This is a genomic window from Dinoroseobacter sp. PD6 (assembly GCF_028807315.1).
GTDB lineage: Bacteria > Pseudomonadota > Alphaproteobacteria > Rhodobacterales > Rhodobacteraceae > Dinoroseobacter > Dinoroseobacter shibae.
This window is the reverse complement of record NZ_JARAMN010000001.1, coordinates 111,784-124,705: the sequence shown is the minus strand read 5'-3', so window position 1 is coordinate 124,705 and position 12,922 is coordinate 111,784. Positions and strand designations below refer to the sequence as shown.

The following is a 12,922-nucleotide window of genomic DNA, read 5'->3' as shown; positions in this document are numbered from 1 at the left end:
CGCGCCGCGGCCTGGGTCCGGTGGCCGGTTCAGTCCTTCTTGGCGTCCGCCTTCCAGTTGCTCCAGCCGCCTTCCGGGGCCTTGGATTCCGCGGGGGGAAGCACCTCGGCATCGGGCACGGGCGGCTGAGCGGTGTCCCGGCTGGGCACCGGAGCGGCATGGCGCGATGCCAGCGCCCCGCGGCGCAACAGGCCGCCGCCCCCGGGGGCCGGGGTGTCCTCGGTCGGGGCGCCAGCGCCGAACCGCCCGGCAAAGCGGCCCCCTGCGCCGGGCTGGCCCTGGGCCGCCCCTGCCCCGAAGCGGCCTGCGAAGCGGCCACCGCCGAAGCCCGCGCCCGGTTGGGGCGCGCCCTCGGCAGGCTGGGCCCCGGCACCGGCGAAACGGGTGCCGAAGCGCGCGCCGAACCGCCCGCCGAATTGCCCGCCGAATTGCCCGCCGCCCTGGGGTGCGTCCCCGGCGGCCGGGGCTCCTGCCCCTGCAAAGCGCCTGCCGAAGCCCTGGCCTGCCGGGGCCTCGCCGCCCTGGCCGCCGCCGAAGCGACCCGCGAACCGTCCGCCCGGCCCGCCCGCGCCTGCCGTGGCATCACCGCCCTGACCACCGCCGAAGCGACCGGCGAACCGTCCGCCTTGGCCCGCCGGGGCGTTGTCTCCCTGCCCGCCGCCGAAGCGACCGGCGAAACGGCCTGCGCCCGGGCCTTGTTGACCAGCGCCTTGGCCGCCGCCGAAACGACCTGCGAACCGACCGCCCGCGCCGCCCTGGCCTGCCGGAGCGTCACCGCCCTGGCCGCCGCCGCAGCGACCGGCGAAACGGCCTGCGCCCGGGCCTTGTTGGCCAGCGCCCTGGGCCGCGCCGCCCTGGCCTGCCCCGGCAAAGCGGCCCCCGAAGCCACCTTGACCGCCGCCGCCTTGCGCGCCCGCGAAGCGCCCGCCGAAGCCCGCGCCCTGCCCGGCTTGACCGGCGCGCTGCGAACCGCCGAAGCCGCCGCCCTGGCCGAACCGGCCGGCGAAGCCACCGCCCTGACCGAACCGGCCACCGCCGGGGGCGGCACCGGCGCCCTGGCCGAACCGGCCCTGTCCTGCGCCCGCTCCGGCCGCCGCACCGCCGCGGGCCCCTGCGAAGCGGCCGCCGAAGCCGCCTTGACCGGCGCCGGGTGCCGCGGCCCCCGGCGCGCCGCGCGGACCGGCGAAGCGTCCGCCGAACCCGCCGCCCTGGCCCCCGGCGGCCTGTCCGGCCGGCCCCGGCTGTCCGGGCTGTCCGGCCTGACCCATGCCGGCGAAGCGCCCGCGCAAGCCGCCCTGACCCGCCTGCCCGCCGCCGAAGCGACCGGCGAACCCGCCCTGCGGGGCGGCAGGCGCCTCGGCGCCTTCGTCGGGTGGCGGGGCGGCGAACCGGCCGCGCCCGAATCGTCCCGGGCGGGCCTGGGCGCGGCCCCCGAAGCCGGTCGCGGGGGCGGCCGTCTCGGGCGCGGTCTCGGTTTTGGCCGCTTCGGTTTCGGGTGTCGCCGTATCGGGTGTCGCGGTGTCGGGTGCAGAACCGGCCGCACCTTTGGTGGATTTGCGGGTCGGGCGTTTTGTCATGCGGAATGCTCCCTGGGAATGCGTTTTTATAATCCAAAGCTGGTTTGATGTGACACGAGCGCGCAGAAACGCACGGTCCCTGCCGAAGGGTATGCCGCGTGCGGGCTTTGCGTGTAAACAGAAATTGAGCGTTTCCGCCCCCTGACGGGCCCCTGGGGCCCGGGATGCCTCCTGAAGGACGACAGATGATTGAACAAAGAGATTTCGTTGCCGTGGTGTCGGGCCTGCCCCGATCGGGCACATCGATGATGATGCGCATGCTGGTGGCCGGTGGGCTGCCCCCGGTGGTGGACCACGAACGCACCGCCAATGACGACAACCCCCACGGGTATTTCGAGTTCGAGCCGGTCAAGGCGCTCAAGGAGGACGACAGCTGGGTCGCGAAATCGAAGGGCCAGGTGGTCAAGGTGATCTACAAGCTGGTCTATGACCTGCCCATCGACGTGCCCTACCGGATCGTGTTCTTGCAGCGCGACCTGGGCGAGGTGGTGGCCAGCCAGGAAAAGATGCTGGAGCGCGAGGGGCGCGACCCCCATGCGGTGGACCGCGACTTGATGATCAAGCTGTTCCAGGGCGAGGTGCTGGATTTCCAGACCTGGGCCAGGGCGCAGCGCAACATCGAGATCCTGTTCGTGGATTACAGCGCCATCGTCACCGAGCCCGAGGCGGCGGCGCAGAAGATCGCGGAGTTCTTCGATTGCGGTCTCGATGTGCGCGCCATGGCCGAGGCCGTGGACCCGACGCTCTACCGCAACCGCGCCTGAGCGCGCTCTGCCGCGGGGTCCGGCCAGGCGGCCTGGCCTGGGCCCGGCCCGCTCAGGGGATCCAGCCCCAGACCTCGATCTGGAAGAACCGCACGATCAGGCGGGAGAACGCCTCCCAGGTCTTCATCTCGGCCCCTTCGATCTTGGCGAACCCGGTCATCTCGGGACGGAAGAAGCCCTCTTCGTTGGGAAACTGGGTCTTGACGCGGACCACGCGGCCGAACTCCTCGGCCTCCGCCGAGGGCGCGATGGAGACCACGGTGCCGATCCGTTCCTCGTCGGGGATGGCCCAGGCCTTGAGCCGGACGCGGTCGTTGACCTCGACCAGCCCGATATCGGTTTCCGACACCAGCACCTCCGCCCGGGCGATCTCGTGGTCCTCGATCTCGACGAACAGCTCGCCCACCTGGAGGTATTTCCCGCGCAGAAGCTGCACGTTCTCGGTCACGATCCGGCCGTCGGCGGTGGCGCGCAGCTCGACCTTGTCGAGCTGGTCGCGGTAGAAAGCCAGCTCGGCATTGAGCCGCTCGATCTCCGCCTCGGCCACGGCCACGTCCGGCGCCGAGGGCGGCGCGGTCACATCCGCCAGCACCGCCTGGGCCGAGCGCAGGTCGATCTGGCCGGTCTGGTATTCCAGCCGCAGGCGTTCGTATTCCACCTGGGAGATCGCGTTGCGGGCAAAAAGCTCATCCGCGCGCTCCGCCTGGGAGCGCAGGAAGGGCAGCTCCGCCTCGGCCCGGGCGACGTTTTCCTCGGCGATGGCGATCTCTTCGGCGGTGGCGCCGTCGAGCAGGTCCTGCAGCCGGGCCTCTGCCTGGGCGAGCTTGGCCACGCGCACATCCACCTCGAGCCGCGGTTCCCAGTCGGACATGCGCGCCAGCAGGTCGCCCTCGCTGACCACGTCGCCCTCGTCGATATGGATCTCGACCAGTTCGCCCGCCACGCGCGCGCCCACCTCGATCCGGGTGTCCGGCAGGATGGTGAAATCGCCGCCCACCTCGAACGCATAGGGCTGGAAGGCCGCGTAGATCAGCGCGCCCGCCGCGGCCAACAGCGTGAGCCGCCGGATCCAGGCCCAGCGGCGCGATTTCGGCGCAGGCTCGGCAAGGACGCCCGGCAGGGGCCGGGAGCCGAGCTTGGTCAGGTCGCGCGACTGGCCGAGCGCCAGGGCCCGGCCGGTTTGCGGCACCGGCACCATGGCCCGGCTTTGACCGGGCGCGGCCGCGACGCCCCCCCCGGCCCTGCCCCCGGCCGGCGCGGCAAAGCCGCCTGCGCCGCCCGCAGCGAACCCGCCCGGCCCGCCGCCGAAGCCGCCGCCGGCGCCGGGGCCGCGTGTGAAACCGCCGCCCGCGCCCCGCGCGGCAAAGCCCTCGGCCCCGCCGAAGCCGCCCGCGCCGCCCTGGGCTGCGCGCGCGGCCTGTTTCTCGGCCATCATGGTCTTGACCCCATGCTCCATCGCTTTGTGCTGCTTCGATTTCATCGACATCACCCAGAAGCCGATCGCCACGAGCAGGAAGAAGAAGAGCGCCGCGCCCGAGCCGCCATAGCGGCCCACCAGCGCGCCCGACACCCACACGAAGAGGAACGACAGCACCAGTCCCATGAACAGAAGCGAGCCGACCGTGTAGAAGATGAAGGCGCGTTTCTCGCCCGCGCTCGGCTCGGGATAGGTGAAGCCCATCTTGCTCTGGTTGTTCCTGAACAGCCAGGCATGGGCGCGCTGCTTCAGCATCTCCTGGCCGAAGAAGGTCGTGAGCCACTTGTACCCGTCTCCGGACATCAGCGGGAAGGCCGTGAACACCAGGGTCAGGAGCGCGATCTGCGACACCAGCAGGGTCATGTCGGGGATCACGGTCTGGGAGTGGCGCGTGAAGGCCCACAGGGTGGTGCCTGCCGCGAACAGGAAGAGCCGCGCGCGCATGGTGGTGGAATAGACCGCCAGCTTGGCTTCGCGCGGCAGCTTGTAGACCGCCTGCTCGTCCACGGCGAAGCGCGGGATGACATAGAGGATCATGCGGATGCCGAAGGCGGGCACCTTGGCCCCCTGGCGGTGGATCGCCCAGCCGGTGAAGAAGGCCGCGCAGAAATTGACCGTCAGGGTCGAGATCACCAGCCGCCAGACCAGGTCGATCGCCCCGCGGGCGTTGGAGATGCTGGTGCCGTATTCCGACAGCCGGGTGAAGACGGCCATGAACGCAAAGAGCGTCAGCGGCCAGAGCAGCCATTTGAACCAGGCCATCCAGCCGAAGAGCGCGTTGAGCACCGCGAAAAGCCCGTTGGGCGCGAAGAGCTTGATGATGCCGGTGCCGGGGGCCTTGTCCTTCGGGTCGGGCCCGGTGCCGAAGGCCGCCCGGGGTGCCGTCGCCTCGGCGCGGGCCCTGGCGGGCTCCGGGCCGGGTGCGGTCGGGGCGGCGCGATCGGCGGGTGCGTCGGGCGGGTCTTGCGGGGCGGTGTCGGCGGCGTCCCGGGTGTCGTCTTTCTTGGCGGGTTTGCGGGCCACCCCGTCATGCAGGCCGGTCTTGCGAAAGAAGGTCTGCTTTCGGCGCGGTTGCGGACCGGGGCCCGGGGCGGGGGTCGCGGATGTGTCGGCCTTGCCGTCGGGCGCGGGGGTGTCGGCGGGGGACGCGGCCTTGTCCGTCGAAGGCGCCTGCGGGTCTTTGGGGGGGCTTTCGGCCGGTTGGTCCGGGTCGGGCCGCGCGGTGCCTGCGGCCCCCTTGGCGACGCGCGCGGCGGCGGCGGCCGCCCGGAAACTGGGCGCGGCGGGCGTCTCCCCGGAGGCGGGCTCCGGCGCGGGCTTGGGAGGATCGGCGCGGTCCGACGCATCGGAGAAGATCAGGTCTTCGAGCCCGTCGATATCGTCCTCGGGAGAGCCATCGAAGGCAGAGCCCGCCTCCGGCAGCAGGTCCTCGAACGCGTCGAACTCGTCCCGGTCGGCGTTATGCGCCCGGCTTTGGTCGATGGGAGGACGCAGCGGCGCGGCCCGGTCGGGCCTAGGGGACGGGGCCTCGGCGCGGGGGTCGGTGCCGGTTGCCTCCACCAGCACGCCGGCGGCGACCATCTGTGCCGCAAACCCCGCGATCGTGGCTTCGCGCACGCCGGTGCCGAACCGGGCGCGGAACGCCTTGCCGGCGGCGGTGAAATCCTCGCCCCGCTCCAGCTGGGTCAGCAGGAAGAACTCCTCCGCCCCGAGACGAAACAGCCGCCCGGATTTTGCGTCCTTGTAAAACCCGTGGCGCGGCTTGCCCTCCTCGACAGGCGCGCGGGTGAGCTTTGCATCTGGGCTTAGTCTGTAACGCTTGCGCGGCGTGCCATCGGGCACCAACGCTGCATGGCTTGGGGGCATTTGGTCCCGCCTGAAAAATTACTCGATATCGATCCTCCATATCTCCCATAATGCTAAGAAATTTTCAACTCACGGACAGTTTGCAGTTGCGCCGTGTTGCGCGGCTCCCCCTGGGGTTATGCCGCGACCGGCGCCGGCCGTGCGCATCGGTCACAGCCCTCGGGCCCGGCCCCCGGGACACTGCCCCGCACGCCGCCCCGCGCCGCCACGAAACCGCCCGCGAGCTTCGTGACATGGTCAAATCCGCGCCACACTCCGGCGCGCGCTGCCTGCGAGAGGACCAAATGCGCCGGGTGTTCGCGAAACCTTAACGAAATCACCTGCAACTTGCAGCCGCAGCGAATACTGGGTTTACTACCTACGCGTATTTCAAGAACAAAACACAGGTCCCCCCATGAGTTTGGAAGTCATCTCCGATTGCGCCGCTGTCTCCTATGGAGATCCAGATCACCTGATCATCATGTTCAGCTCGACGACCGCGGTTCGGCGCGGCGATTTCGATTTCAAGGATTTCTCGAAGGATCTGCCACAGACGATCCTGTTCTTGCGTGACGACGATGTCCGGACCGGATATCACAACGGAATCAATGGCCTGACAAGCAATCCTGATGAAACAGTTGAATTCCTGCGCTATTTCATCGACAAGATCGGGCCGAAGCGGGTGACCATGTTCGGCACGTCGATCGGCGGGTATGGCGCGCTCATGCACGGCTTCCTTCTGGGTGTGGACGATATAATCACCGCCGGGACGGTGAGCTATGTGGATCCGGCGACCCGGGATGCCAAGGGCGGCGCGGGCGAGCGGGTGCCGATGTCGATGCAATGGGGGGTCGACTGGTTCGCCAGCCGCGGGGTGGAGCCCAAATACCTCGATACCTGGCCGCTGATCGAGAAGAACGCCGACAAGGTCACGGCGGTGAAGATGTACTACTCGCCCGATGACGAGGTGGATTCGACGCAAACCCTGCACGTCGCCCGCCTGCCCCATGTCCGGGCCATCGCCCGGCCGGGAACTTCGCACCGCTACATCGCGTTGCAGCTGGTGAGGGACGGCACGCTTGCGCGGGATTTCGCGACGCCCACGGATCAGCTGCTGTCGCTCGACCCGGAGGCTGCTATCGTCTAGCAGTCGACCCGCCCCTATCTGTCGGGCATCACATAAAAGAGCAGGATTCTGTAATGGTGATCGTTTCTACCCCCCTGTCCCGCTGGCTGACCCGGTGCGGCGGCCTTTTGCTGGCGGGTCTGGTCCTCATGCTCGGCGCGGCGGGCGCGGAGGCCGCCACCCAGAAGGTCGAGCGCAAGATCTCCGTCGGCGGGATGGAGCGGTCCTATATCGCCTATGTGCCCGACAGCGCGCGCTCGGCCGCGGAGGTTCCGGTGCTGTTCGCCTTCCATCCGGGCTTCGGCAGTGCCGACGCCTTCAGCGGCCAGATCAACATCCACCGCGCCCCCGGGGCCGACAGTTTCATCGTGGTCTATCCGGAGGGGTTTCGGCGGTCGTGGAACAGCGGCGATTGCTGCGGTCCGGCCATGCGGCGTGGCATTGACGACATCAGTTTCGTCAAGGCGATGCTCGAAGATCTCAGGAGGTTCGGCAATATCAGCCCCAACCGCAATTTCGCCACCGGGTTCTCCAACGGTTTTGCTTTCAGCCAGCACCTGGCCTGCAACCTGCCCGACAGTTTCGCCGCCATTGCAGGCGGCGGCGGGGTCAAGGACACCAGCAAGCAATGCGCCAACCCCAAACCGATCTCGGTCATGGTGATGCACGGGCTGATCGACGAGCATTCGCCCTTTGACGGCGGCCAGAGCAAGATCGAGCGGGCGGGTTTTCGCGTCTCGGTCCAGACGGTGGAGACCTTCTGGCAGCGGCAGAACCGCTGTTCGGGGACGCGCACGACCTCCAACCTGGACGGTGTCAGCTGCACGACCCATACCGGCTGCACCGGCGGCACCGAGGTGGTGATCTGCCCTGTCCCCGAGATGGGCCATTGGTGGCCGGGCCATGAAGGATCGCGCGCGGGCGAACGCGCCCTCGGACCGTCGCGGGGCGATCTGAACGGGTCGGCGGCGGTGGTCCGGTTCTTCCGCTCTCATTTCTGAGGCGGCCACGCGACAACAAGCAGGATTTCAGATGACGCCATTTCTTGACGGGACCGTCGCGATCGTGACCGGCGCGAGCAGCGGCCTTGGCCGGTCGACCGCCCTTCTTCTGGCCCGTGCGGGGGCGTCGGTCGTGCTGGTTGCGCGCAGCCAGGCCGGGCTCGACGCGGTCGCGGGGGACATTGCGGAGGATGGCGGCGCCTGCCTTGCGGTGGCGGCCGATCTCGGCACGGACGCCGATGTGGCCCGGGCGGTGGCCGCGGCGGTGGAGCGGTTCGGGCGCATCGACTTCCTGCTCAATTGCGGCGGCAACATCGCCGGGCTGGGCAAGCTGCTGTGGGAGATCACGCCCGAGGAGTGGGAGACCAGCTTCCACGCAAATGCGACCGGGGTTCTGAACCTGATCCGCCACGTGGCGCCGGTGATGATCGACCAGGGTCACGGGCGGATGCAGTTCCTGACAACCTCGGCCACGCTGGTGCCGAAGGAGAAGACCGCCTGCTACGCCTCGGCCAAATCCGTGGCCAACCACATGGTGCAGACCCTCGTCGAGGAGGTCGGCGCACGCGGGGTGACGGCCAATGTCTTCAACCCCGGCCCGATCGACACGGAAAGCTATCGCGAGATGACAAGTTCGATCGAGTTGACCGCGCAGAACCAGCAGACCGCGCCGCAGAGCCCGGATGTGGCGGCGCGGCTGCTGCTGTGGCTCTGCGCGCCGGAGACGGCGGAGGTGACCGGCGAATTCATTTATTGGAACCACCCCAATACCCGCGCGGCGTTCCAGGACTTCCTCGGGCGCTACCAGATCGGCACGCCGGTCCTGACCGCCTGAGCGGTCAGGCGGGGGCCGGGGTCAGCCCGGTGATCTGCGCGCTCCATTCCCAGATCTGCCAGGCCCAATCCTCGTCATAGGTGGCCTCGTGGGACTGCTTGATCTCGTCGGTATCGAGGTAGAGCCCGCTCTGGCCTTCGTAGTCCGGTGCGGTGGCGAGGCTGGCGAGGTAGACGGCGGAAAACTCCGGCGAGATCATCCGCTGTTGCGCGCGTTCGCGGGCCTGGGCGGGGACCTGGGGCGCGCCGTCGGTGTTGCGGGTCGAGATGCCCGTGCGGACCACCCCGGGATGGATCGCGTTCACGGTCACGTTGGTGCCGTCCAGCAGGGCGGCCATGGCGTAGGTGATCTGCAAATTCATGAACTTGGCACGGCAATAGGCCTCGCCCGTGCGATAGCCGCTCTCCATCTGCAGGTCGTGCATGTCCGGCAGGGAGCGGCGGTGCCAGTCGGAATTCACCATGATGATCCGCGCCGCCGGGGCCGCCTTCAGCGGGCCCGCCAGCAGGTTGGTCAGCAAGAAGGGCGCGAAATGGTTGATCGCCAGGGTGGCCTCGACCCCGTCCTCGGTCAGGCGCCGGGCGGGGAAGTTCGCGCCCGCATTGTTGATCAGGATGTCGATCCGCGGAAAGCGCGTGGCAAGGTCGGCGGCGAGGGTGCGGATCCGGGCAAAGGACATCAGGTCGGCCTGAATGAATTGGCCGGGCACGGTGTGGCGGCCTTCGGCCAGGGCCGCTTCCCAGGCCGCCCCGGCCTCGGCATTGCGGGCGATGCCCACCACCGTGGCCCCGAGTCGCGACAGCAGCAGGCTGGTCGCGCGGCCGATGCCGGAGGTCACGCCGGTGATCACCGCGGTCTTGCCGGCGAGCGGTTTTTGCCCCAACTCCACTGCCTTGACGACCGGGTTGATCTTCTCGGGCAGCGGCGGGAGAGTGCCGTCGGCGCGCAGGTCCTTCATCACCTGCTGCATCGTCTCGGCGAGGCTGACCCAGATCGGCCGCGTCGGGGTGACGCCGGTCAGGCGCGCGAGCTTGTCCGTGGCCAGCACCGGGTCCGCGACCTGATGGGGCGGGCGGAGCTTGTCCTGCGGCGTGGCCTCGTCGTTCAGCAGCCGCGCGAGCCGGCCCAGCTCCTGGTCCAGGGTCCGGGCGGCGAGGGCCGCGGGGGCGGCGATGTTGAACACCTGCCCCCCTGCGCGGTCGTGCGTGCCGAGGGTGGCCAGGGCCGTGGCCACGTCCCGGGCATCGACCGGGTGGAACCGGGCGGGCGACGGGGCGTCGTCGATCAGGATGCGGCGGAAGAGGGCCTTGGCCTCGGCGCTGTCGGGGGCGAGGATCATCGGCGCGCGCAGGATCGTCCAGTCGAGCCCCGCGCCGGCGCGCAGGCTCTCCTCCAGCGCGAGGGCCGCCGCCGCAGGTGGGGCGAGGTCGGCGGGCGCGGCGGTGGCCGAGCGTTCCAGCAGCGTCTTGTCGGCCAGAAGCGCGGGGTCGTAGATATCGGCGCGCCCCAGCAGGACGAACCGGCCGCACCCGGCCTTGCCCGCCGCAACCCGCAGCTTGTCCAGACGTTTGAGCAGCGCCGGGGCCGCGTCCGGCGCGACCGTCGCCAGGTCCACCGCGCAGATCACGTCCACCCCCGCCAGCGCCCTGGCCAGCACGTCCGCACGGGTGGGCCAGGCCCGGCTGGCCACCCCATTGACGGGGCTGTCCGAGAAGGCCAGCACCTCGTGCCCCGCGGCCACAAGGGTCGCGGCGAGGCGATGCCCGACCGCGCCCGCCGCATCCGTCACAAGGTATTTCATCGCCTGTCTTCCCCGTTCATCTCGATCAGTCGCCGACCATGTGCGCCGGCAGCTTGATGCTGGCCGAGGAGTAGAACTCCAACCGGCCGAGCACCTCGGTAATGCAGGATTTCACGTCCACCCGGGGCGCCCAGCCAAGCGCGCGCAGCTTGCGCGGCTCGAACTTGCACAGGCCGAGATTGTTGCGCTCGGCGATGTCCCGGTGGGGATTGTCGCTCTTGCCGACATTCATGATGTCCCAGATATAGGCCTGCACGTCGTAGATCGTGATCGGCTCGCTGCCGGCCACGAGGAAGCACTGGTTCGCGGCCTCGGGATGCTCGCCGACCAGCAACGCCGCCGCCGCGATGTCGGAGCCATGGGCCCATTGCATCGTATCCCACATCCGGCGCTGGACCTCGATGGTCTCGGGTTGCTGCAGGATCGAGATGATCATCTGCTCCACGAAGGGGCATTTGCGGCCCGCCACCACCGTCGGGCGCAGGATGGCATAGTCCTGGCCGTCGCGGGCCTGGGCCTCGAACACCGCGTCCTCGGCGGCGATCAGCGACTCGCCCAGCGCCACCTGTTGCGGGTTGCCATGGGCCTCGCGCAGGGCGTCATCCAGCAGGGGCCACATGGCGGGCGCGCGGTGGGGGGTGTAGACGTTGTTCGAGCTGCACAGCACGACACGCTGCACCCGGCCCGCCGCATGGCGCAGCAGGTTGCGGGTGCCCTCGGCGTTCACATGCATCATGTGATCGGCGGACATCGCCGGGGGCGGGCCCACCAGGGCGCAGTGGTAGATGATATCGATCCCCTCCACCGCCTCGGCGAGGGAGATGTCGTCAGACAGCTCCCCCATCACGATCTCGATCCGGTCGCGGAAATTGATGCGGTGCAGGCTGTCCGGCAGGGACAGCACGCGCACGTCATGGTCGGTCTGCATCAGCCCTTCGAGGACATATTGCCCGATGGCGCCGGTCGGTCCGGTCACGAGAATGCGCACTTGGATCTCTCCGCAAAAGTCTGCCCCGGGCGCGGCTGCGCCCGGGTTCGAGGCTCAGGTGGTTCCGGTCAGGACTGGGCGCCCGGGGGGGTGCCCCGGCGCCGGGCGATCAGGTTGCGCAACCGGCCGCCCCCGCCACCGCGCGGCGGGATCACCTCCCCAGTCACGCCGCCGGCGGCCGCCGGGGCGGTCCCGGCCGCTTGCTGGGCGCGCCGCTCCTGGATGCGGGCGCGCAATCCGCCGCCGGCCTGGGGCCCCGCCGCGGTGCCGGCCGCATTGTTGGCGCGCCGCTGCTGGGCAAGCCGCTGCAGCACCTGGCGACGCCGCTCCGCATTGGGACCGTCGCGCCGCTCCGCCCGGGCGGCCCGGCGCCGTTCGCGCGCCTCGGCCGGATCCTGGGCCTGGCGCTGCGCGACCTGCTCGGCCCGGCGCGCCTCGAACGCGTCGGTGTAGATCTTCATCAGGTCCGCGCCCGTCGCCTTTGGGTTGGCGGCCTTCTGGGCGTCGATCCTGGCCAGCATCTCGTCGCCGCCTTCGCGCAGGGCCGAGACCGCCGCGCGATAGGATTTCTCCGCCGCGCTCCACTTCTCTTCGGCCACGAACGCGTCGCCATAGAGACGATGCACCAGCGAGGGCGTCCGCGCCCCGCGCGAGGAGCTTGCCAGCAGCGTTCGCGCCTCGGTCAGCTTGCCCTGCGGGATCAGCGCCTGGACCAGCGCGATCCGCGCCATGCCGCCGCGCTGCCCGGTGGTCAGGGGCCGCAAGGTCGCCTCGGCCCCGGCGTAATCCTCGGCCCGCAGGCGCATCCGGCCCAGCGACATGGTCAGGCGACGATTGTCGGGCTGGGCTTCGAGCGCGGTCTCGAGCACCTGGATCGCCTCGGCGGTATCCCCGGCGCGCATGCAGATATTGGCCAGTTGCACCGACGCGCCCTGGTCGTTCGGGTTCGCGGTGAGCGCCGCGCGCAGCTGCGCCTTGGCCTCTTCGGTCTTCTCGGTCCGCTGCAGCAGCGTGGCCAACTGGCGCCGGACACGGGCGGATTGCGGATCCACCTCCAGCGCGGTCTGAAGCACCTCGATCGCCGCCTCGGGCTTCTGGTTCTGGCCGTGCAGCCGCGCCAGCCCCATCAGCGCGCGCATGTTGCGCGGATCGGCCTGCAGCGCCTTGTGGTAATGCGCCTCGGCATATTCTGCATTGCCGCCGCGCACGCCGATCTGGGCGCCCATCAGGGCGGCGATGGTATTGCCCGGCTCTACCTCGAGCGCGCGCTCGACATAGGGCGCGGCCTCTTCGAGCCGCTGTTCGCGCACCAGCGACATCGCGAAGGCCATCATCGCCCGGGTGTCCTGGGGGTCGGCCTCGATCATCATCTGCAACTCGGCCCGCGCCTCGTCCGTGCGGCCCTCGCGCAGCAGACTGCGGACGTAGTTCATGGCTTCGTTCTGATTGCCACCAACTTGCTGAACGTTCGGTGTCCATTCCTGAGTATCGGACATAGACGTTGCTCC

Annotated in this window: 9 protein-coding genes; 4 read left to right on the top strand and 5 right to left on the bottom strand. The window is 69.9% G+C overall.

Annotated features, from left to right (window positions below):
- Positions 1-29: 29 nt before the first annotated feature.
- Positions 30-1,577: a hypothetical protein gene (locus PVW48_RS00495; protein ID WP_274579800.1), complete on the bottom strand. Its 1,548-nt coding sequence runs from the start codon at positions 1,575-1,577 to the stop codon at positions 30-32.
- 185 nt (positions 1,578-1,762) lie between these two features.
- Here PVW48_RS00495 and PVW48_RS00490 point away from each other — a divergent pair, with 185 nt between their 5' ends.
- The gene (locus PVW48_RS00490; protein WP_044027747.1) at positions 1,763-2,341 is read left to right on the top strand and encodes a sulfotransferase domain-containing protein; all 579 of its coding nucleotides are present in this window, start codon (positions 1,763-1,765) and stop codon (positions 2,339-2,341) included.
- 52 nt (positions 2,342-2,393) lie between these two features.
- On the opposite strand, the gene PVW48_RS00485 is transcribed toward PVW48_RS00490, so the two are convergent.
- On the bottom strand, positions 2,394-5,684 hold the full coding sequence (locus tag PVW48_RS00485; protein ID WP_274579798.1) for an efflux RND transporter periplasmic adaptor subunit: 3,291 nt from the start codon (positions 5,682-5,684) through the stop codon (positions 2,394-2,396).
- Positions 5,685-6,078: 394 nt separating this feature from the next.
- Between PVW48_RS00485 and PVW48_RS00480 the strand changes: the two genes are divergently transcribed.
- The 3 genes from PVW48_RS00480 to PVW48_RS00470 are packed head-to-tail and all read left to right on the top strand — an operon-like array spanning position 6,079 to position 8,625.
- Positions 6,079-6,810 carry a hypothetical protein gene (locus tag PVW48_RS00480; RefSeq protein WP_012178622.1) on the top strand — a complete coding sequence of 244 codons (732 nt, stop codon included), beginning with the start codon at positions 6,079-6,081 and terminating at the stop codon, positions 6,808-6,810.
- Positions 6,811-6,863: 53 nt separating this feature from the next.
- The gene (locus tag PVW48_RS00475; RefSeq protein ID WP_274579796.1) at positions 6,864-7,790 is read left to right on the top strand and encodes an alpha/beta hydrolase family esterase; all 927 of its coding nucleotides are present in this window, start codon (positions 6,864-6,866) and stop codon (positions 7,788-7,790) included.
- A 31-nt stretch (positions 7,791-7,821) separates the two neighbouring features.
- Positions 7,822-8,625 (top strand): SDR family NAD(P)-dependent oxidoreductase, encoded by an 804-nt coding sequence (locus tag PVW48_RS00470; protein WP_274579795.1) that lies wholly within the window; start codon positions 7,822-7,824, stop codon positions 8,623-8,625.
- 4 nt (positions 8,626-8,629) lie between these two features.
- Here PVW48_RS00470 and PVW48_RS00465 read toward each other — a convergent pair whose 3' ends face one another.
- The 3 genes from PVW48_RS00465 to PVW48_RS00455 all read right to left on the bottom strand — a co-directional run bounded on the left by PVW48_RS00465 (position 8,630) and on the right by PVW48_RS00455 (position 12,910).
- Positions 8,630-10,426, bottom strand: a complete 1,797-nt coding sequence (locus PVW48_RS00465) for an NAD-dependent epimerase/dehydratase family protein (protein ID WP_274579794.1) — start codon at positions 10,424-10,426, stop codon at positions 8,630-8,632.
- Between the two features lie 25 nt (positions 10,427-10,451).
- Positions 10,452-11,414, bottom strand: coding sequence for an NAD-dependent epimerase/dehydratase family protein (locus tag PVW48_RS00460; RefSeq protein WP_274579793.1), 963 nt, complete (start codon positions 11,412-11,414; stop codon positions 10,452-10,454).
- Between the two features lie 68 nt (positions 11,415-11,482).
- The gene (locus tag PVW48_RS00455; RefSeq protein ID WP_274579792.1) at positions 11,483-12,910 is read right to left on the bottom strand and encodes a tetratricopeptide repeat protein; all 1,428 of its coding nucleotides are present in this window, start codon (positions 12,908-12,910) and stop codon (positions 11,483-11,485) included.
- Between the last annotated feature and the right edge of the window lie 12 nt (positions 12,911-12,922).